The sequence below is a fragment of the Mycetocola sp. BIGb0189 genome (genome assembly GCF_024810155.1).
GTDB lineage: Bacteria > Actinomycetota > Actinomycetes > Actinomycetales > Microbacteriaceae > Mycetocola > Mycetocola lacteus.
This window is the reverse complement of the sequence record NZ_JANUED010000008.1, coordinates 79,739-99,723: the sequence shown is the minus strand read 5'-3', so window position 1 is coordinate 99,723 and position 19,985 is coordinate 79,739. Positions and strand designations below refer to the sequence as shown.

Here is a 19,985-nt window from a genome sequence, read left to right as displayed (position 1 = left end):
GTTTCACGCCGGGGGAGTGAGGGGAATCCATCGATGATTCCTTCTTTCTCCTACCCGTTTGGAAACCCCGATGGACCTCTATTCTTTTGGGCCGATTGCCCTGCTCCTTGACGGTGCCTACTGGCTCGTCACCCGCCTGCACGAGTTTGTGGCACCGCTGGCACCCGAGGCAGGGGCGGCGCTCGCCGTGGCCCTGCTGACGATCCTGGTGCGCACCGCGCTGATTCCCGTGGGCCGCTCCCAGGTGAAGGCCGAGCTGACCCGCAAACGCCTCGCACCTAAGATCGCCGCGCTCAACGCGAAATACAAAAACCCCGAGGTTCGTCAGCGCAAGCTGATGGAGCTCTACCAAACCGAGAAGGCCTCGCCGCTGGCCGGCTGTCTGCCGTTGCTGCTTCAGATTCCGGTGCTCTCGGCCATTTACGGCCTCTTCATTAAGCCCGAGATTCACGGTGCCCCCAATACCCTGCTCACCGAAACCCTGGGCGGGCTACCGCTGAGCGGAAACCTGATGACCCTGCTGAACTCGGGGGAGGCCTGGCCGCGGATCGGGATTTACCTGGGCATCGTGCTGATCATGGCGATCACCGCCGAACTCCAGCGTCGCTACCTGCTGCTGCCGGTGGAACCCGCGCCCACACCGGCTGCCCCGGTTCCCGGGCAGCCGGTGATGCCCGACCTGAGCGGACTCACCAGGGTCATGCGCTGGATGCCCTATATGACCGTGCTGATGGCGCTATGGGTTCCGCTGGCCGCGGCGATCTACCTGATGATCACCACCGCCTGGACCCTGTGCGAACGCCTGCTCCTGCGCCGCATCCTGGGTGCGCGAGCGGAGGCGGCCGGTAGCGGTGGGACCGAACTGGTTCCCGCCTAGCCGGACACACAGCGGGCCGGCACGGGATGTCCCGTGCCGGCCCGAACGCTGTCCGCCGCTACCGCTTGCGACTCTTGGACTCCTCGATGCGCTTCTTGAGGAAAATCGCCGTGAGGATCCATCCACCCAGCGCGGTGACCACCCACACCACGATCGGCGCGAGCACCCAGGCGGTCACGTCGGCCAGGCCGAGCCCTCCGGGGAAGAGCGTGGCCACAAACAGCGCCACAAAGGTCGAGATGAGGCCTATGCCGCCGAGAATCGGGGTGGCATACTTGCGTGCCAGATTGAAGATAAACGGGGTCAGAATGGCCTGGGCCACGGTGAAGACCACCACGGCCACGATGAATCCCGAGGCGGTGATGTGCACGCCGGGGATGATCCAGGCCGCCAGCAGCAGCCCCAGCGCTGCGGTGCCGAGGTTGATCGCGGTACCAATCAGAAAACGAATCATGCGGTGTTCCCCCAGGGTGTGAGTTGATTCTTTGAGTATGGCAGTTTCATGCCCGGCGCGGAACCATAACCGTAACCGGGTTGTGATCGCCTGATCCGGTGTGGGATGCCCGGGGTCGCTATGCTGGGGGCACGATTGATCCGGCCGGGGGTGCGGGATCCTCAGATCGCGACGAAAGGCTTTCGATGTCCGCTCGCCACCTGTTTCTGCCCGTCCTCGCCCTGGGCGCGCTGCTCCTAACCGCATGCGCCAGCGGTCCGGGCAGCGCCGCCCCCGCTGAGCGCGATCTGGAGGGCACCTGGGTTCCCACCACCTCCTACTCCACCTCCCCGTTTCTGACTCTGGACAAGGACGGCACCTGGACCGGATCGGACGGCTGCAACGGCGGCAGCGGCACCTGGAAGCTCGCCCCGAGCGGCACCCTGACCGTGACCTCGGGCCCGAGCACGCTGATCGCCTGCGAGGGCGAGACCCTGCCCACTGTCTTTTCGCAGTCCGAACGGGTGAGCATCGAGGGCAAGGATCTGATTCTGCAGGATAAGAAGGGGACCACCCTGACCACCCTGGTGCGGGGGAAGGCCCCCTCGACTCCGACCCCGAGTGGAGACGCGGGATCGAGTGCGGTGGTGGGGACCTGGGCGGCCGCCGAACCCGGGGTGGGACAAACCCCGACCCTGATCCTCAATCCCGACGGGACCCTGAACGGCAATGACGGGTGTAACACCCTGATCGGTTCCTGGGCACAGAGCGGCGACACCGTGACCCTGGACGCGCTCGGGTCCACCCGGATGGCCTGCGAAAATGTGGATGCCTGGCTCTCCGCGGGCAAGACCGCGCGGATCACCGACGCCGAACTCGTTGTTCAGAGCGCGGAGGGCAAGATCCTGGGACGCCTGGCCCGAGGCTAGGAAAACCCGAGTTTGACCCCCGTTTCCTGCGTGAAAACGGTGATTTCCGGTCAACACCGGCCGAGGCTCACCCCGAAGCGGGCAAAAAACGCCTAAAGTGTGGTTGTGTGGCCGCTCGACAAAAACTCAGAAGAACACGAATCCGCTGTGGGGTCCGTGGCTGACCAGAGCGCGCCGGTCGCGCCCGCAAACAACCCGGAAGGCACCGATGTGACCCCGGACACCACGCCCCAGAGCAGTGAGACAACCGACGTCTCCGACGCCGCCGTGCCCCCGCGTCCCACCCCGGTCGCCCAGCCCGACCCCGCCGCCGAACGTGCCCGTTGGATCGAACAGATTCGCGCCGTGGGCGGTACCTCACCGCTGTTGTTCTTCACCGATGAGCCGCGTACCCGGATCGAACTCTCCTCGACCCATCCCGGCGGTCTGCCTCAGTTCATCACCGGACACTCGACGCTGCTGTCGAACCTGATCCGGGACGAGCTGGCGCTGCGGCGGGCCAAGTCCGCCGCCGACGTGATCACCACCAAGGGTGTCGAGCTGCGTACCGTGCGCGGCATCGAGGCCGTCCACCTGGCCATCGGTTTGGCCCAGTGGCGTCACGACGGGGTTGACTACTGCGCCCCGGTCCTGCTGCGCCCGGTGGCGATTCGCCGCTACGGCAAGGACTACGAGCTCAAGCTCAAGGGCCGCTCGGTCATGAACCCCGAACTGGTGCGCGCGATGCGCGAGCAGTTCGGCATCGCCCTGGACGCCGACGCGTTTGAGGCACTCTCGGTGGCCAAGGGTGTGTTCCAGCCGCAGCCGGTGATCGATGAGCTGCGCGGGATCACCCGTCGCCTGGAGTGGTTCAGCGTACAGCCGCGCCTGCTGGTGTCGACCTTCGCGGACATCGGCCCGGCGCTCGCCCGCGACGTGCAGTCGCGCCAGCACCCGATCCTTGAGGCCATCGCCGGGGATGCCGGGGCCAAGAAGCTCGTGGACAGCCTGTTCCTCCCGGTGGATGCCGTGGGTCAGGACGAGCGTCCGCCGACCACCGATACCCTGCTCCTGGACGCCGATGCCGAGCAGGAAAACGTGATCGCCCAGATCACCGCCGGCAACTCCCTCGTGGTGCGCACCCTGCCCGGAACCGGTGGCACCCAGACCGCGGTCAACGCGATCGGTGCGCTGGTCTCCCAGCACAAGCGGGTGCTCGTGGTGGGTGCCCGGCGTTCGGGACTGGACGGCATCCGTCACCGCCTGGCCAAGGTGGGCCTGCCCGGACTCTCGGTCGGGCCGACCACCGTGCGCCGCGACCTGATCGAGGCGATCAGCCGCAATGAGAAGGCCATCGCCCCCAAGATTGCCGACGTGGATGACGCCCTGGTGCGCCTGCGCCGGGTACTGCTGGACTACCGCGGCGCGCTGTCGCGGATCGACCCGACCCTGCGCGTCTCGGTCATCGAGGCCCTGGAATCGTTGACGCGCCTGGGTAATCTGCCCTTCCCGCCCTCAACCGCCGCGCGACTCGACCTCGCCTCGATGGGGAACCTCGCCGGGGACCGCCGATCGATCTCGCAGAAGCTTGCGGCCGCCGCGGCACTGGGCGAGTTCCAGTACGGTCCCGGAGACTCACCCTGGTACGGTGCCACCTTTGCCACCACCGCCGAGGCCAAGGCGACCCACGCGCTGGCGAAGAAGCTCAACCGCACCGAGCTGCCGCGCCTGCTGGAGCGTGCCTACGATCTGATCGGTCACACCCGGATGCGTCCGTTCGAGTCGGTCGAGGAGCTGGGTGTGTATCTGCGCCTGCTGCTGGATCTGCGCGACACCCTGGACAAGTTCTCGCCGAGCGTGTTTGACCGCTCGCTTGAGGAACTGATCATCGCCCACAGCTCGCGTCGCGATTCGCCGAGCATGAACACCGCCAACCGGCGCCGCCTGAAGAAGCTGGCTCGTGAGTATGTGCGCCCCGGTGTACATATTGCCGACATGGAGGATGCTCTGCGGAGGATCCAGGCGCAGCGTGTGCTCTGGCAGCGCTACGTGTCCACCGGCGCGATGCCCGAGGTTCCGCTGGGTATCGCCGACGTGCAGGTGACCTATCAGCGCGTGGTGGATGACCTCTCCCGGCTGGACGGTCCGCTGCACCGGGTGACCCGGGATGAGCGCCTGGTCGCGCTGCCGGTCAAGGAGCTGGTGCGTCTGATGGCGGGCCTGGCCGCGGACTCGCAGGTCATGGAAAACCTGCAGGAGCGCACCACGCTGATCGCCGAGCTCAAGGAGCTCGGTCTCGCGCCGCTGATCACCGACCTCTCGGTGCGTCACGTCCCCGAGGAGCGCGTCGCCGACGAGCTCGAGCTGGCCTGGTGGCAGTCGGTGCTGGAGCACCTGCTGGCCACCAATAAGGCGTTGCTCGGCGCGAACACCAGCGTGATCGACCGTCTGGAATCCGACTTCCGCCTGGTGGATGAGGCCCACGCCTCCGCCCAGGGCGCGCAGTTGGCGACCCTGCTGGGCGACACCTGGAAGATCGGTCTGGTGGACCACTCCGATGAGGCCGCCGCGCTGCGCACCCTGCTGCGTGGGGCCGCGGTGGATCCGATGGCCCTGGAGAATCAGGCCCCGCACCTCTCACGGATCCTCTCCCCGGTGTGGGTGGCCTCGCCCTATGAGGTGCACCTGATCCCGGACTCGCTGCGCTTTGACACCGTGTTCCTGATCGACGCCGGTGCAACCACCCTGGCCGAGAACGCCGCGGCGATCGGTCGTGCCAAGCAGGTTGTGGCCTTCGGTGACCCGGTCACCCAGAGCCCGCTTCCCTTCACCCTGGCCGCCGCGGATCCCTCCCGGCACGAGGCCCAGAACTTCGACATCGAGGCCCTGCACGGGGATTCGGCGCTGGCCCGTCTCGGCGAGCTGCTACCCACGCTGACCCTGACCCGCAGCTACCGGGCCGGTGGCGAGGACCTGAGCCAGCTGGTCAACCAGCGCTTCTACGCGGGTGAGATCGAATCCCTCCCGTGGGCGGGCTCGTTCCTCGGCCACGGCAGCCTGACCGTCGACTATGTCAAGGGCGGGAAGGGTATGCCCGATCCCGACACCGGCGGTGTCGAGTCGGTGGATGCCGAGGTGTCGCGCGTGGTGAACCTGGTTCTGGAACACGCGGCGAATCGTCCGCGGGAGTCGCTGATGGTGGTCACCGCGAGCGTCAAGCACGCGACCCGGCTCAACCAGGCGGTGCTCTCGGCGTTCGCTCAGCACCCCGAGCTGGCCGACTTTATTCTGCGCGAGCGCGCCGAGCCCTTCGCCGTGCTGACCCTGGAGCAGTCGGTGGCCGAGAGTCGCGACCGGGTGATCTTCTCGCTCGGTTACGGCCTCACCCCGCACGGCCGCGTGCTGTCGAACTTTGGTGCGCTGGGCGAGCCCGGCGGCGACCGTCTGCTGGCCGTGGGCATGACCCGTGCCCGGCGGTCGATGGTGATCGTGTCCTGCATCAAGCCGCAGGACATCGATCCCGCCCGCACCAGCCACGGGATCGCGGCGCTCGCCGAGATCCTGCGCAAGCCCGTACAGCATGTTCCCGCGCCGCCGAACACCGAGGGTGCCGAACCGATGATGGTGGACCTGGCCGAGCGCCTGTACCGTCGAGGTCTTGACGTCGAGGTGGGCTACCGCGGTTCGCTGGCACTGGTTGCCTCGTATAACGGCAAGGCGGTCGCGGTCGAGTCCGATCCCGAGGTGACCACCGAGTCGCTGCGGGAATCGCTGCGCCTGCGTCCCGACGTGCTGCGCCGTCTGGGCTGGCACTACCTGCGGGTGCACTCGTTCGACCTGTTTGCGGATCCCGAGGGTGTCAGCGCCAAGGTGACGGCCCTGCTGGGCGTTCCCGACGCACGACCCGCGGCACCCGCCGAACCCGAGGCTTAGACGCCGCTCACCGGCCGTACCTGCCAAGCCAACCGAGGTTGAGCGGGCACGCCACCGGGTGCACCCGCCGAGCGTGCCCCGCGGTACGCTGGAATCATGAGTAACAACACGTCCGAACCGATCCGTCGGGTGCCCGGCTCCCGCCGTGTCCGCACGGCCGCGGTGCCCGGTAGCGATCCGGCACCGCAAGCGGGCACTCGCCCCGTTCGTGCCTCCGAGGACTCCGACGCGGGCTGGGGCGATAAGCCGCTCCAGACCTCCGGGGACTCCGGCAACGACGCCCGCATGCGCGCCGACGTGCCTCCGCACTGGGGCACCCACACTCGCTAACCCGCGGTACACACAAAACGCGGCGACCGATCCGGTCGCCGCGTTTATTGGATCGGTGTGGCTGCGTTCGTCCGATAATCCGAATACGAACACGATACATAACTAATACTCACTTGTTCCTCTCAACGCCTGAGCATAGATTCACCTCAATAAACGTTGGGGGAAACAATGAAGTTCAGATCTCAATTCCGAGGTGCGATCGCAGGGTTGCTTTTTGCAGGGGCATTGACGGCCCCCGTTGTACTTTCCGCTGCCACCGCTACAGCCGCAGGCAGTTCGCCGCAGGCACAACACGAAGCCGATTCTGCACGGGTCAATACTGAAATCCGGCAACGGCTTTCGACGTACGGTGTCCAGCAAGAAACCGCAGATGCACTCGTTGCAAAACTCGACGCCGGGGTTCCGTGGGAGTCGATGTCGGGTGGGAAGCCGATTCGCACAGACGATGTGGTTATTGCGGGTGAGCTTTCTCAGCTTTCTACCTATGGCGACGGGTCGATTGCAGTATCAACCATAGGTAATGGAACACCGCAAGCTGCGCAGATTGGTTCGAACGTACGCGGAGTCGCTGACTGTAAACGCGGTGTAGGGAGTAACTACCACCAGGAATACACCGGATGCTATGCAAACGTGGATCTCGTAATCATTCAGATGGGGTTTTCTTTTGACTACACGGGCTATAACGGCGGCCCCGGCAAAATCTCGCGATCGTATGATCCGCAGTATCGGATTATTGGCGCAGACCTCTCAGACCGAAAACTGATCAAGCGGTCAGACCAGGTCACTCGCTACAGCGGCGCTCTCACGGTGGCTTTCAAAGGGTTCCCCGCAGGCTGGACTGCGTGGATGGAAGTAGACGTGACTAAGAGCCCGATTACGAGAAATAACTAGGGAGGAGATCATGACCACCGCAGTTTATGTTGGACCGCTGGTAACGCTCGCCATTATTGGGATCGTGGTGTTCGCAGTTGTTGCTCTGATACGACGTACGCGGCGCTAGCCGGCGGGTAGACACAACACAAAAACGCGGCGACCGATCCGGTCGCCGCGTTTGTGTGGAAGGAACTATTCGCCCGAGTGTTTGCCCGGTCCGCGCGAGCCCAGGGCCGCGTTGTCGGCGTTGGCCGCGAGCAGGTCGCGGATCTCGGCGAGCAGGGCCACATCCGCGGAAACCTCGGGGGTCTCCTCGGCGGCGGCTTCCTTGTTCTTGGCCAGCAGGGCGTCGGCCCGCTTCTTGAAGTGGTTGATCGGCAGGACAAATACGAAGTACACCACAACGGCGACGATCAGGAACGAGATAATCGCTCCAACAACGGCACCAAACTTCACCTCGGCGGGCTTGTCCGGGTCCAGGGTCGGAATCGAGAGAACCCAGGTCGCGTCCAGGCTGTCGGCCTTGAACAGTGCGCCGATGATCGGGTTGAAGATGTTCTCCACGATTGCGTTGACAACCGAGGTGAATGCGGCACCAATGACCACCGCGACGGCGAGATCAATGACGTTTCCGCGAAGAATGAATTCCTTGAAGCCCTTAATCATAGGGTCCCCCTTCAGTGGTGGTTTCGTTAGCTTTTGGCTCCGCCGGAGCTCCCGGAGGAACCCGACTTGGAGTCGGTGCTGTAGAAACCCGAGCCGTTAAAGCTCACACCGACCGTGCCGAAAAGTTTACGCAGTTTCCCACCACATAACGGGCATTCGCTCAGCGTTGCGTCAGAAAGGCTCTGGGTGATATCGAAGGCGTTTCCGCACTCGGTGCACTTATAGGAGTAGAGGGGCACGTATATTTCCTGTGTGTTAAAGGGAGAGAGTGGAAGGATCTAGCCGAGTTCGGCGATCCGCGTCGGGGTGACGACACCGTTGACCGGGCGATCATGAACATCCTGAGGGATCGAATCGCGCAGTTCACTATCGTAGATCACGCCGTACACGGGTGGGCAGCGCTCCATCGATCCGAGGGTCTTATCGAAGTAGCCCCGACCCCAACCCAGGCGCATCCCGGTTTGGTCCACCGCGGCGGCGGGAACAATGATCAGGTCCACGTCGTTGATCGCGATCGGACCGAGCAGCTCACCGATGGGCTCGTTGATTCCGAACAGGCCCGCGCTCTCTTCTCCGGTCTCGCCGACGGTCCAATCCAGTAGGCCATCCTCGCGGGAGATCGGGAACAGGATGCGAATGCCGCGCTCGAGTGCCCAGTTCAAGAACGGGCGGGTGTTCGGCTCGCTCGGGCGGGACAGATAGCAGGCGATGCTGCGTGCCCCAGAACGGGTGACGAGCTCCTGCAGCTGGGTGGTCAGTCCGACCGTGGTGTTTTCCAGCTCGGTGCTGGTCAGATTGCGGCGGCGCTCGCGCAGCTCGGCGCGGAGGGCTCGCTTTTGGTGATCTACCTCATGGGACATAGCCCCATTCTAGGTGTGATGGACGGTACTGGATACGGCGTGGGCTGTTGCCGAGTACCCGGTGTGAGTAGTCTGGGGGTATGTCAAAGCGCGCGAATAAGGTAGTTATCCCCGCCGCAGGTCTCGGAACCCGCTTCCTTCCGGCGACCAAAGCGATGCCCAAGGAAATGCTTCCGGTCGTTGATAAGCCGGCCATTCAATACGTCGTTGAGGAGGCCGTGGACGCCGGGATGACCGACGTTCTGATGATCCTCGGACGTAACAAGAACGCCCTGGAAAACCACTTTGACCGGGTCACCGAACTGGAAATTGCCCTGCGCAAGAAGGGTGACAAGCGCCGTCTGGACTCGGTGGAGCAGCCCAACGACCTCGCCGACATCCACTTCCTGCGCCAGGGAGACCCGCTGGGCCTCGGGCACGCGGTGCTGCGGGCCAAGCGTCACGTAGGCAACGAGCCGTTCGCCGTACTGCTGGGTGACGACCTGATCGATGAGCGTGACTCGCTGCTGGTCCAGATGCTGGACGAGCAGGAGAAGCGTAACGCGACCATCATCGCCCTGATGGAGGTGCCCGCCGAGTCGATTTCTCTCTACGGTGCCGCCGCGGTTGAAGCCACCGACGACCCGTCCGTGGTCCGGGTGACCGGGCTGGTGGAGAAGCCCGCCGTGGAGGATGCCCCCTCCAACCTGGCCATCATCGGACGCTATGTCCTGCGTCCCGAGGTATTTGGTGTGCTGGAGCACACCGAGCCGGGTAAGGGCGGCGAAATTCAACTCACCGATGCTCTGCAGGAGCTCGCGGCCGATGAGTCCATCGCGGGCGGTGTGTACGGCGTGATCTTTGACGGTCGCCGCTATGACACCGGCGACCGGGCCGACTATATCAAGGCCATCGTGCAGCTTGCCACCGACCGGGAAGACCTGGGCGCCGAGCTCAAGCCGTGGCTGCGCGACTTTGTTGCGGGCCTCGAAGACTAGGAAACACGAGTGGCATCTTGGAGTTTCCAGCCGCAGCAGGTTGGGGATATTGTGTTGCGCGGGGTGAAGCTGCGGGATGCGAAGGCGCTGGAGCGTGAGCTCCTGGGTAATCGATCCTGGCTGGCGCCGTGGGAGGCCACCAGCCCCCGCGGAATGTTCGCGATGGACGTGCGTGCGTCCATTCGCGACCGCCTCGCCGCCGCACGGGCGGGGGAGAGCCTGCCCCTGATCATGGAGTACCGGGGGGAGCTGGCCGGGCAACTGACGGTGTCCGGGCTCACCTACGGTTCCCTGGCTTCGGCGAGCCTGGGCTACTGGATCTCCGAGCGATTCGCGGGCAAGGGCATTACGCCCACCGCGGTGGCGCTGGCCACCGACTACACGTTCCGGATGCTCGGGCTGCATCGCATGGAGATCTGCATCCGGCCGGAGAACGCCCCGAGCCTGGCGGTCGTGCGTAAGCTCGGGTTCCGGTATGAGGGGTTACGCCGACGCTATATTCACATCAACGGAGACTGGCGCGACCACTACTGTTTCGCGGTCGTGGCCGAGGAGGCCCCCGAGGGTGTCTACGCGCGCTGGCGGATGGGGCTCGCCGATCCGCACCTGGCCGAGATTCCCGAGGCTGATCGGCTCGCGGCAAGCCTGCCACTGGAGTACTAGGCATCACGATCGTGCAACACGCCGGGTTTGCCGGAATATCCGCCGAGTGTTTGTAGACACACCCGCGGTGCGAGGGCCGTTTTTTGTCATTCGCACGTACCGTAGGTGTATGCCGGGTGGAATTCTGAGTGGTGGTGTGGTGTTCGCGGCTGCAGCCGTGCTGTGGCTCATCTATTTGGTGCCCACATGGCGCCGACGCAATGAGTATTTGGCGACCGAGCGTAACGCCGTGCGATTGCAGCAGACCATGCGTGTACTCGCCGAAACCACCGAGATGCCCGGTCAGGTCCACCTGGAGATTTCCTCGCGCGAGGTCGCCGAGAAGCAGAAGGTACTGCGCAAGGTGCAGGCCGAGATTCGCGAGCGCGCCAAGCAGGAGGCGCTCGAAGAAGCCGCTCAGCTGCGGGCCGAGCTCACCGCGCGTCCGCCGTTGACCGCACTTCGTGCCAAGGCACGCAAGCGTTCGCGGCTGATGGCAACCGTGACCCTGCTGATCGGTGCGATCGGCATCGTCTCCGGCAGCGTAATTCTGGCCGGTGGCGGTCAGGCCGTGCTCCTGATCGTGGGTGCACTGATGGCGCTCGCGGGAGTCTCGCTGCTGGTGGCGCTGGCCCGTCCGGTCAAGCTGGTGGCGGTACCCGAGGCCGTGCTGGATCAGACGGCTACCGTGGTGCCCACCGAGTCTCAGCCGATGCAGGACCTTGCCGATCCGCTGCCCGTTGCAGTTCCCCAGGCCGAGCCTCTGCGCCCCGGTGCCTGGGTTCCGCCGGTGCTGCCCGCCCCGATGTATGCCTCCGAGGGATCGGTGGCAGCCGCCTCGATGGCGCGGCAGGACGCCCAGGACGCGCTGCGTCGCGCGGCCCTCGCCCAGGTGCTCGCCGAGCGCGCGGCCGAGCTGGCTCCCGAGGCTCCGGTGTCGATCACCCCGGCCGCGGTGGCCGAGCGCGCGGAGGCTGCGGCGTCCGCACCCGCCGACCAGGAGTCGACCGAGGCGACGCAGCAGGCTGCGGATCGCCCGGTGAGCCGGTTTGCCCGGATGGGCGTCGTGGACGAGTACGCCCACGGCGAAGACCTCTCGGTGGACCTGCTGGCCCGCCGTCGCAACGCCGGCTAGTCGCCGCGTTGTGGGTGCGAGCCCACCCTCAAGACTGAGTCACGATGCCCCGCTCACGTTCGCGTGAGCGGGGCATCTGCGTGCTGTTCTGGGTGATCCCTCTCAATCGAGTGGGAACGTGGGCCCGAGCTCGGCAAGCAGGGTTTCCAATGCTTTCTTTCCGGTGGGGGTGAGTCGCGCGTACAGCTCCTCGTCGAGATCCGCTGCGATGCGGGTGCTCTGCGCCAGGAGATCCCGGCCAACATCGGTGAGGGCAACCACCTGAATGCGTCGGTCGGTGGCGCTGCGCTCTCGTGTGACTGCGCCGCGATTGCCTAGTTGATCGACGAGACTCACGACGAGGCTCGGGGCAACCTGAAGCTGTGTGGAGATCTCCCGCTGGGAGGTGGCGAGGCCGGCGTCCACCAGGGCGAGCAGGCCTACCTGCTTATAGGTCAGATCCAGCGCCTGCAGGCGTTCGGCAAACGACTGGGTGAGCTGGGTACCCGCCACCCCGAGCCGAAATCCACGGGTGGCGAGAAACCGAAAACCTTCTGGTGAGCTCATGTATTAATGCTACCATTCAGAATGGTTCAGTACTGAACGATTCTGAAAGGAACGATAATGATCTGGTGGTTGGTACTGCTTAATGCCGTCGCGGCGCTGGTGTCCTCGGGATTCGGGGTGGCCGCAATGCTCAGTCCTGCTGCGATGGTCCCCGCTAGCCAGGCGCCGGCCGATCGCTTCTACGCGGTCATGTACGGCGCACGGTCGGTGCCGCTGGGCGTTGCCGTTGCCATCGGAGTCTGGATCGCCCCCGCCTCACCCGCCCTGGCACTCTTGCTCGCGGTTGCTGCCGCCGCCCAGATTGTGGATATCGCGACCGGACTGAAATTCAGACTCTGGACGATGGTGGGTGGCGCGAGCTTCGCGACCATGTGCCACGTGGCCGCGATCTGGGTGATCCTCGCCCGCTAGAGCGGGGTGCGGTTCACCTGAATCCGGGCGATTTCGCCGGTGAGATCATCAAAGAGGACGCCGTAGGCAACGATTTCATCCCAGCGCTCACGCACCGGACTGCCGGTGAGGTCGCGGGCAAAGATGATCTCATAGGAGACCCGGGTGCGGCTCCCCAGGGTCTCCTCGATCCCGCCACCCAGAAGCCGGACCCGGCTGGCGGTCACCGTGCTCTTGTGGTCGGGCACCGGTTCCGTTCCGAGCTTCACCGCGGCGTTGCTTGCGCGTTCGAGATCTCGCCGCGCATCCTCGCTCAGCGTGTAGCGCCCGGTGAGGGTTTTGATGAATGCGAGTCGTGCATCCTCACGTGACTTCGCGGTGCCCTGTTGGGCGAATGCCGCGTTATCCAGGCGTTGCAGGGACTCGGCCAGGAGGGTACCAAAGCCGTTCAGGTCGGCGACGGTCTCGTGCGTGGGGGTGAAGAGATTATCCGTGTTGAAATCTTCGACCGTGATATCCGCATTGAGCGGCGGGAGTCCGTCTCCCAGCTCGCCCGTTCCGTTTCGCTCACTCTGCTCTCGGGTGGTGTCGATGACCGCGGCTTCTTCCTCATCGTGCACCAGGGTCGGGCGTGGAGGATCAGGCTCGGTGGCGATACAGCCGACCAGCCCCAGGGCCACAGCCGAGGCCAGGGTGAGTGCGATGAGTGGATGCCTGCTTAGTGTCAATCTGCGTCCTCTCGCATTGACCGTGAGATCCACGGTTATCCGCACTCCGGGCGCGCTTATCCCGAGTCTGGCGGGTGTGCCCCGGAACATCAAGAACCCAGTCCCGGGGCCATCCGCGGATCGGCCGCGGTTTTGCGTCGACCAATTCGGCGCGGCGTTTCCCGCGTGATACGCTCGTTCTTACCGCAAGGGCCTATGGCGCAGTTGGTAGCGCGCTTCGTTCGCAATGAAGAGGTCGGGGGTTCGAATCCCCCTAGGTCCACCACAAAAAAGCCGGCCGGTCTCCATCGAGACCGGCCGGTTTTTGTGTACAAAGCCTCATTGATCTGGAGTGATGTTCGCCTCGGCAGTGCGTCACACGCGCGCCTATGCCCCGCACTGGGGGTTGTGTTTTTTCAGGGATTTTCAATGAATGACAGGCTTTATTATTACTGCGCAACGCGCCGTTGAGACCACACAGAGTAGCTTTTTTTACCGCTAGTGTGCACGAGTAAATTCTCTTCTCATGAAAGTAGTGTGTTGTGCAGTTTTGGGTGGAAATCTCACAAATTGGTAGTAACTTTGCCACGCTGATGGCCGTTCTCGTTGCCGGGTTCGCCTGGTTGGCGTATCGCGGAAAGAGGGACAAGGAAATCCATGTCAGGGATCAGGAAAAACATGAACGAGAGAAAATCGAGAGCCAGCAAGCAGCTGAGCGTTTCTATCGCGAGGACCTAAACGAAGCGGCGGAACTCCACCGTGAGCTAACGAACGCTAGCGTGGCGGAGGTGCTTGCGAAGTCGGCGGCGAATTCGGTGGCGAAGTATCAGGTCGAGGCACTCCATTCCCGTGCAAGCGCACGTTTTCACGTGTGGCGTGGCTGGGATGAACCGCCGAGTGATGGCTCGAGACGATTGAAGGAGACGGAGGTTCCCACCGAGATGTTGGCTCTGATCGCTCAGGAGCTAGATTCTCTTCGCAACTGGCTTGGTCAAAAGGACAGCCCGAGCCCGCAAGGCGACTCCGGGTCCGGGGTTGATAGGACTAAGTATGAGTGGGGCGTCGGAGCGGATGGTGTGGAGGTTTATAGGGGCGGTAAGTTCGCCATTCTCGCTCTCATCGCTGCCAAGTTTGCGCGAGATGCCAAAATCTCAAGTCATCAAGAATTCGTGAGCAAGTTTGGTGCTGAGGTGCGCTCGGCGCTTGAACTGGAGGAGAGCGTGGGCATCGATGGCGTACTTCTGCTGGACGAATTGGACTATAAGGAGCAGCGCGAACGCTACGCCATTCGGGACCGGCGATGGATAGCCGAGCGTGGCCCAGCTGGCTATCTGACCTTTGACGGGAAGAACTATCGCACAGGATGGAATCTGGGTGTCAAGCCGGGAGCGATGGATATCGGTGTGGCAGAGAAGCAAAAGCGGGTCATTGCTCACTTTAAGTCTTTGAACTATCCGATCAAGGAACTGAGCAGCTAACTCTCCTACTGGAAGGCAGGAGATGGGGTGACCACGCAATTTGTTAGCGGGCTGATTCGGGGAGATTATTCGTCGGTGCTACGGTGGCCTCTGATGAGTACCACCGATGAGGGCCGTGAGCGCAAGTCTCAGCGCCGGCTAACGCTGAGCTTCCTGGTGTGCATGGTCGGGCCGCTTGTTGTTGGTGTGATCCTGAATGCGGTGGTTCGACCGGGGATCGCTACGGCGCTGGGAGGGGAACGCCACTCGCACAGCTCCGGGGTGCGGTCTCAGGACACATGGTGGAGCTTTGATGCAGACACCGTGCGGCAGCATCCTGTACTGACCGGGTTTCTTGAAGCCTCGGACGGGCTGATCGCGGTATGGACGCTGGCTGCGATCGTGGTAATTCTGCTTCTGCGCTGGCTCGTTATCGTTCTGATGACGCGCTCGCGCCGCGCATAAGCCGTGCCGGGGAGCATCCACTATGCTCGAATCAAATAGTCGTTATGCGGTCGGGGGATCGCCAGGCTCTCGACGGGGGAGAGGATCATGAGTTCGGTTTCCAGTAGGCCGGTTGATGGGGCCGCATGCATCGCGGCCGGGCTAGCCCTGGTCGCGCTATTCGTAGCCATTGTGCTCCCACTCGGTGGTGGCGTTGTGGCCTGTGCGGCGATTGTCGTGGCGCTGGTATCACGATCCAACCTGCGAGCACACCCCGAGCTGCGCGGCTCGAGACTGGGCCTGGCGGCTTTTATCTTGGGAATTCTCGTTTTTGTGCCAACCGTGCTGCCGCCGCTGTTGAGCCTGGTGCTGCTGAGTTTGGGCTAGCAGGCCCGCGCAAAGCCAATCCGTGTGGCCCCGGTTGATCGTCTTCGACCGGGGCTTCCTGCATATCCTGCGATCCTCCACACCCCGCGAAATATTTGTGGTTGTCCACAGTCTGAGTTCCGGCGATCGATGTGCCAGCGTGCACGCGTAGCTTAAAAGTCGTAACCCCGGAGACATGCTTTCACAGAGGCCTTCCGGGGCTTTCCATCAGTCAATCGGGATTGTTGAGATCGTGGTCAGGAACTCTCTTGCTTCGCAGCTCGCCAAGCGGCACGGTTCGCGCCCCGGAACGTGGCTGGATGATTCCGACGGTGCTTTCTCGCAAATGTCGGCCTCGCATATTCATGCCGCGCGTCGACGCGTGCACAAGACGAACCGTGGTGAGCGTCTTAGCCGGATCGACGGCCGGAGGGTTATTTGACCCGCATCCAGGTATCCGAAACAAGGTGTTTACAATTTAATTTCGCAACGCCGCGACGGGGGAATAATCCGCGCCGTTGCGCGGCGTGACACGGGAGTTGCCAGCGAGAAAACTCGGTGCCGAGGGGGTCACGAGGCATAAATCGAGGGTGATCGTGTTGACGGGGGAAAGATCGCGTGGCACGATTTACCTACCTCCCGACCGAATGGTTGGGAGGTGCGGAAACTCGACGACCGGCTCGATCCCCACCCCGGCGTACCGTTGCAGAGGAGCACAAGTGAGCGTGACAGAAAACGTGGCCGCGAGCCAGGGCGGTAAGGGCCTGGCGCACGGCAAGCTGGGCCTGATGGCCTCGATGGTGATTGGCCTCGGCTCCACCGCACCGCTGTACTCCCTGGCGGCAACCCTCGGGTTTATCGTGATCGCGGCCGGAGCTCAGGCGCCGATCGCCCTGATCGTTGCCTTCGTGCCGATGTGCCTCACCGCCTTTGCTTACCGCGAGCTCAACACCGCGGTCCCCGATGCCGGCACCGCGTTCACCTGGGCGTCCAAGGCATTCGGCCCGCGTACCGGATGGATGGCCGGCTGGGGTGTGTTTGTGGCCGGCGTGATCGTGATGTCGAGCCAGAGCGAGGTCGCCTCCAAGTACCTGCTGCTGCTCATCGGTGACGGGTCGATCGCCAAGAACCACACCCTCGTGGTGGCGCTCGGTGCCGTAATCATCGCCGCCATGACCTGGGTCTCCTACCGGGCGGTGGAAGCCGGGGCGCTGACCCAAAACATTCTGATGGCGCTGCAATACCTGGCGATCATCGCCTTCTGCATCGGCCTGGCGCTCGCCATCGGAAGCGGCGCGTTCCACAACTTCGCCTTCTCCTGGGACTGGTTCAACCCGTTCGCCGCCGATAACCCGGCCGGATTCATCCAGGGTGTGCTGCTGGCGATCTTCATCTACTGGGGCTGGGACACCTGCCTCTCCCTCGCCGAGGAAACCAAGAACCCGCGCACCACTCCGGGGTTGGCGGCCCTGTTGTCCACCGTTGTGCTGCTGATCACCTACATCGGCATGACCCTGCTGGCCATGATGCACGCCGGAGTCGGCACCACCGGCACCGGCCTGGCCAACCCTGACACCGCCGAGGATGTGTTCTTCGGTCTGCGTAACGATGCCCTCGGCCAGTGGGGCTGGGTCCTGGTGTTCGCGGTGTTCGTCTCGGCCCTCTCCACCTGCCAGACCACGATTCTTCCCACCGCCCGCGGAACCCTGGCGATGGGTGTCTACAAGGGCCTGCCCGGCCCGTTCGCCAAGATCACCCCCAAGTACTCAACCCCTGGTTTCTCGACCATCTTCATGGGCGTCGTCTCGGTGATCTTCTATGTGGGGATGTCCCTGCTGAGCGGCAACATCCTCTCCGACACGATCGAATCCACCTCCCTCGCGGTGGCCATGTACTACACGATCACCTCGTTTGCCTGCATCTGGTTCTTCCGTAAGAACCTCTTCGACAGCGCCCGCAACACCGTGTTCCGGTTCGTGCTCCCGCTGATCGGCGGGCTGATGATGGGCACCGTGTTTGTCTACTCCGCCATCAGCATGCTTGATCCGAACTACGGCACCACGCAGTTGCTCGGCACCAGCGGCACCTTCGTGATGGGTGTTGGATCGCTGCTGCTGGGTCTGATCGTGATGTTCATCTGGTCGCGGTTCCCCGGTGCCAAGGAGTTCTTCTCCGGCAAGGCGCTCAACCGCGAAACCCCCGTGCTGGTTCCCGAGAACTAGCCCCAGTCTTTTCCTCAACCGAAGCAACACCGTCACAACAGAAAGAAGTATCGTGCACATCCTGATTATCGGCGCCGGTGGCGTCGGCAGTGCCGCAGCCCGAATCGCCTCTCGCCGTTCCTTTTTCGACAAGCTGACGATCGCCGACTATGACCCCGCACGCCCGCAGGGCCTGGTGACCGAAATTGGCGACCCCCGCTACACCGCCGCACAGGTGGACGCCTCCAGCGCCGACGCCGTCGAGGCCCTTATCCGCGAGACCGGTGCCACCCACGTCCTCAACGCCGTGGACCCCCGCTTCGTGATGCCGATCTTCGACGGTGCTCACGCCGCCGGCGTCACCTACCTCGACATGGCGATGAGCCTGTCCGTACGTCACCCCGAAGACCCCTTCACCAAGACCAACATCAAGCTCGGCGACGACCAGTTCGCCGTGGCCGACGAGTGGGAAAAGAAGGAGCAGCTGGCACTGGTGGGGATCGGCGTGGAGCCGGGCCTGTCCGACATCTTCGCCCGCTACGCCGCCGACGAGCTGTTCGACGAGATCGACGTGCTCTCGGTCCGTGACGGCGCCAACCTGACCGTCGAGGGATACGAGTTTGCCCCGTCCTTCTCGATCTGGACCACCATCGAGGAGTGCCTGAACCCGCCGATCCTCTGGGACAAAGACAAGGGTGGCTGGCACGCGGTGGAGCCCTTCTCCGACCCGATCACCTTCGAATTCCCCGAGGGCATCGGCGAGGTTGAGTGTGTGAACGTGGAGCATGAAGAGGTTCACCTGATGCCGCGCTGGATCGACGCCAAGAAGGTCGAGTTCAAGTACGGCCTCGGCAACGAGTTCATCGAGGTCCTGAAGACCCTGAACAAGCTCGGCCTCGACAAGACCGAGCCGGTAACCGTGCACGGTCAGCAGGTGTCCCCGCGCGACCTGGTGGCCGCCGTGCTGCCCGACCCGGCGACCCTCGGTCCGCTGATGAAGGGCAAAACCTGTGCCGGTGTGCTGGTGACCGGAACCCACAAGGACGGCACCAAGAAGTCGCTGTACCTCTACCACGTGGCCGACAACGAGGAGACCATGGCCCGCGACAACTCGCAGGCTGTCGTCTGGCAAACCGCCATCAACCCGGTTGTGGCCCTCGAACTGCTGGCCAACGGCACCTGGAGCGGTGCCGGTGTCCTCGGCCCCGAGGCGTTTGACGCCAAGCCGTTCCTGGAACTGCTCGCCGCCGCCGAGCCGCAGGGCTACGGCTCGGCCTGGGGCATAGTCGAGCGGTAACACAGACTCGAGGGAGTGATTAACCCTCGAAACCCCCGGTGGTGCGCGCACTGGCTTGTGCCGCGCACCACCGCTGGGAGGAGCGCCCGGTTAGGGTATGGCTGGGGCGCTCGGAGCCGCCTGGTATCGGCTCCCAACAAAAACCCCGGCGGTGCGTGACCGGGGCTCGTGTCACGCACCGCCACATGGGGCACTACCAACCGGTTGGATGTGCCAAACTGGAAGTCACATGGACCAGCAGAGCAAACCGGATCAGATCATCGAGGCCTACGTCGACCTCCTCGTTGTGCAGGGCGTGCGATCGGCCAGCATCGACGCCATCGCCAAGCGCAGCGGCCTCTCCAAGGCCGGACTGCTGCACCACTTCCGCTCCCGTGATGCGATGGACCGGGAGATCCTGGACCGCCTGGAGGCGCTGGTCACCGCGGACGCCGCCGCCATGCGAATCGCCCCCGAGGGTGCCGCCCGCTACTACGTGGGCACCTCGCTGGAATACTCCTCGCCGCTGGAGCGCTTGGTGGTGGCCGCCACCCGCCTCGGTCAGGCGGGTAATAACGAGGCGTGGATCACCCTGCGCTGGGCGCGGGATCGCTGGTTTGAGGTTCTGGTGGACTCGCTGGGCGACGAAACCCTGGCCCGCCTGGTGCTGCTCGCCGGCGACGGGATCGCCTATCACACCGACATCATCGGCGAGGAGAGTGACCCCTTCCTGGCGGAGGCCTCGATCACCGCGGTTGCCGACCTGATCGGGACGCTGGGGAAGCCTCCCACCGCCTAGCGCTCCCTGTCGCGCGGCCATCCTGGTCGTCATGTCGTTCACCGAGCCGTAACCCAAATGAGGGGATGGCGTAACCGGGGTGCCGCGAATTAGCCTACTCGGGGTTGATACCGTACGAAGCGGTTCGGTTGACACCCCCGGTCGATCCGACCGTTCCTGCCTTAT

21 protein-coding genes and 1 tRNA gene are annotated in these 19,985 nt (G+C 64.0%); 16 read left to right on the top strand and 6 right to left on the bottom strand.

The window, feature by feature from the left end:
* Window positions 1-70: 70 nt before the first annotated feature.
* Window positions 71-877 (top strand): YidC/Oxa1 family membrane protein insertase, encoded by an 807-nt coding sequence (locus M2390_RS13295; RefSeq protein WP_259179442.1) that lies wholly within the window; start codon window positions 71-73, stop codon window positions 875-877.
* A gap of 58 nt (window positions 878-935) precedes the next feature.
* On the opposite strand, the gene M2390_RS13290 is transcribed toward M2390_RS13295, so the two are convergent.
* Window positions 936-1,331, bottom strand: a complete 396-nt coding sequence (locus M2390_RS13290) for a phage holin family protein (RefSeq protein WP_259179441.1) — start codon at window positions 1,329-1,331, stop codon at window positions 936-938.
* A 185-nt stretch (window positions 1,332-1,516) separates the two neighbouring features.
* Between M2390_RS13290 and M2390_RS13285 the strand changes: the two genes are divergently transcribed.
* From M2390_RS13285 to M2390_RS13270, 4 genes are all read left to right on the top strand, one after another.
* Entirely contained in the window at window positions 1,517-2,239 is a 723-nt protein-coding gene (locus M2390_RS13285; protein WP_259179440.1) for an META domain-containing protein, read from the top strand.
* A gap of 156 nt (window positions 2,240-2,395) precedes the next feature.
* Window positions 2,396-6,151: an AAA family ATPase gene (locus tag M2390_RS13280; RefSeq protein WP_259179439.1), complete on the top strand. Its 3,756-nt coding sequence runs from the start codon at window positions 2,396-2,398 to the stop codon at window positions 6,149-6,151.
* Window positions 6,152-6,247: 96 nt separating this feature from the next.
* A complete protein-coding gene (locus tag M2390_RS13275; protein ID WP_259179438.1) occupies window positions 6,248-6,481 on the top strand; it encodes a hypothetical protein in 234 nt (77 codons plus the stop codon).
* Between the two features lie 168 nt (window positions 6,482-6,649).
* Window positions 6,650-7,372, top strand: a complete 723-nt coding sequence (locus tag M2390_RS13270; RefSeq protein WP_259179437.1) for a hypothetical protein — start codon at window positions 6,650-6,652, stop codon at window positions 7,370-7,372.
* A 174-nt stretch (window positions 7,373-7,546) separates the two neighbouring features.
* Here the strand turns inward: M2390_RS13270 and mscL are convergent, their stop codons facing one another.
* The 3 genes from mscL to M2390_RS13255 are packed head-to-tail and all read right to left on the bottom strand — an operon-like array spanning window position 7,547 to window position 8,880.
* Entirely contained in the window at window positions 7,547-8,020 is a 474-nt protein-coding gene (gene mscL / locus M2390_RS13265) for a large conductance mechanosensitive channel protein MscL (RefSeq protein WP_259179436.1), read from the bottom strand.
* A 26-nt stretch (window positions 8,021-8,046) separates the two neighbouring features.
* Window positions 8,047-8,259 carry an FmdB family zinc ribbon protein gene (locus M2390_RS13260; RefSeq protein ID WP_121687269.1) on the bottom strand — a complete coding sequence of 71 codons (213 nt, stop codon included), beginning with the start codon at window positions 8,257-8,259 and terminating at the stop codon, window positions 8,047-8,049.
* Between the two features lie 39 nt (window positions 8,260-8,298).
* Window positions 8,299-8,880 (bottom strand): 5-formyltetrahydrofolate cyclo-ligase, encoded by a 582-nt coding sequence (locus M2390_RS13255; RefSeq protein WP_121687268.1) that lies wholly within the window; start codon window positions 8,878-8,880, stop codon window positions 8,299-8,301.
* 80 nt (window positions 8,881-8,960) lie between these two features.
* Between M2390_RS13255 and galU the strand changes: the two genes are divergently transcribed.
* From galU to M2390_RS13240, 3 genes are all read left to right on the top strand, one after another.
* Window positions 8,961-9,857 carry a UTP--glucose-1-phosphate uridylyltransferase GalU gene (gene galU, locus M2390_RS13250; RefSeq protein ID WP_259179435.1) on the top strand — a complete coding sequence of 299 codons (897 nt, stop codon included), beginning with the start codon at window positions 8,961-8,963 and terminating at the stop codon, window positions 9,855-9,857.
* Window positions 9,858-9,866: 9 nt separating this feature from the next.
* The gene (locus tag M2390_RS13245) at window positions 9,867-10,520 is read left to right on the top strand and encodes a GNAT family N-acetyltransferase (RefSeq protein WP_259179434.1); all 654 of its coding nucleotides are present in this window, start codon (window positions 9,867-9,869) and stop codon (window positions 10,518-10,520) included.
* Window positions 10,521-10,629: 109 nt separating this feature from the next.
* Entirely contained in the window at window positions 10,630-11,634 is a 1,005-nt protein-coding gene (locus M2390_RS13240; RefSeq protein ID WP_259179433.1) for a hypothetical protein, read from the top strand.
* A 102-nt stretch (window positions 11,635-11,736) separates the two neighbouring features.
* On the opposite strand, the gene M2390_RS13235 is transcribed toward M2390_RS13240, so the two are convergent.
* The gene (locus tag M2390_RS13235; protein WP_259179429.1) at window positions 11,737-12,180 is read right to left on the bottom strand and encodes a MarR family winged helix-turn-helix transcriptional regulator; all 444 of its coding nucleotides are present in this window, start codon (window positions 12,178-12,180) and stop codon (window positions 11,737-11,739) included.
* 57 nt (window positions 12,181-12,237) lie between these two features.
* Between M2390_RS13235 and M2390_RS13230 the strand changes: the two genes are divergently transcribed.
* Window positions 12,238-12,591 (top strand): hypothetical protein, encoded by a 354-nt coding sequence (locus tag M2390_RS13230; RefSeq protein ID WP_259179428.1) that lies wholly within the window; start codon window positions 12,238-12,240, stop codon window positions 12,589-12,591.
* Here M2390_RS13230 and M2390_RS13225 read toward each other — a convergent pair.
* Window positions 12,588-13,298, bottom strand: a complete 711-nt coding sequence (locus tag M2390_RS13225; protein WP_259179427.1) for a hypothetical protein — start codon at window positions 13,296-13,298, stop codon at window positions 12,588-12,590. The two genes, M2390_RS13230 and M2390_RS13225, sit on opposite strands and share 4 nt — an antisense overlap.
* A 189-nt stretch (window positions 13,299-13,487) precedes the next feature.
* Between M2390_RS13225 and M2390_RS13220 the strand changes: the two genes are divergently transcribed.
* The 7 genes from M2390_RS13220 to M2390_RS13190 all read left to right on the top strand — a co-directional run bounded on the left by M2390_RS13220 (window position 13,488) and on the right by M2390_RS13190 (window position 19,820).
* Window positions 13,488-13,563: transfer RNA gene (locus M2390_RS13220), tRNA-Ala, on the top strand.
* A 256-nt stretch (window positions 13,564-13,819) separates the two neighbouring features.
* Window positions 13,820-14,755 carry a hypothetical protein gene (locus tag M2390_RS13215; protein ID WP_259179426.1) on the top strand — a complete coding sequence of 312 codons (936 nt, stop codon included), beginning with the start codon at window positions 13,820-13,822 and terminating at the stop codon, window positions 14,753-14,755.
* 93 nt (window positions 14,756-14,848) lie between these two features.
* Window positions 14,849-15,199 carry a hypothetical protein gene (locus tag M2390_RS13210; protein WP_259179425.1) on the top strand — a complete coding sequence of 117 codons (351 nt, stop codon included), beginning with the start codon at window positions 14,849-14,851 and terminating at the stop codon, window positions 15,197-15,199.
* A gap of 87 nt (window positions 15,200-15,286) precedes the next feature.
* Window positions 15,287-15,565: a hypothetical protein gene (locus tag M2390_RS13205; RefSeq protein WP_259179424.1), complete on the top strand. Its 279-nt coding sequence runs from the start codon at window positions 15,287-15,289 to the stop codon at window positions 15,563-15,565.
* Window positions 15,566-16,332: 767 nt separating this feature from the next.
* Window positions 16,333-17,766 carry an APC family permease gene (locus tag M2390_RS13200; RefSeq protein ID WP_259179562.1) on the top strand — a complete coding sequence of 478 codons (1,434 nt, stop codon included), beginning with the start codon at window positions 16,333-16,335 and terminating at the stop codon, window positions 17,764-17,766.
* A 52-nt stretch (window positions 17,767-17,818) separates the two neighbouring features.
* Complete coding sequence (locus M2390_RS13195) at window positions 17,819-19,042, top strand: saccharopine dehydrogenase family protein (protein WP_259179423.1); 1,224 nt, start codon at window positions 17,819-17,821, stop codon at window positions 19,040-19,042.
* 229 nt (window positions 19,043-19,271) lie between these two features.
* Entirely contained in the window at window positions 19,272-19,820 is a 549-nt protein-coding gene (locus M2390_RS13190) for a TetR/AcrR family transcriptional regulator (RefSeq protein ID WP_259179422.1), read from the top strand.
* Window positions 19,821-19,985 lie beyond the last annotated feature (165 nt).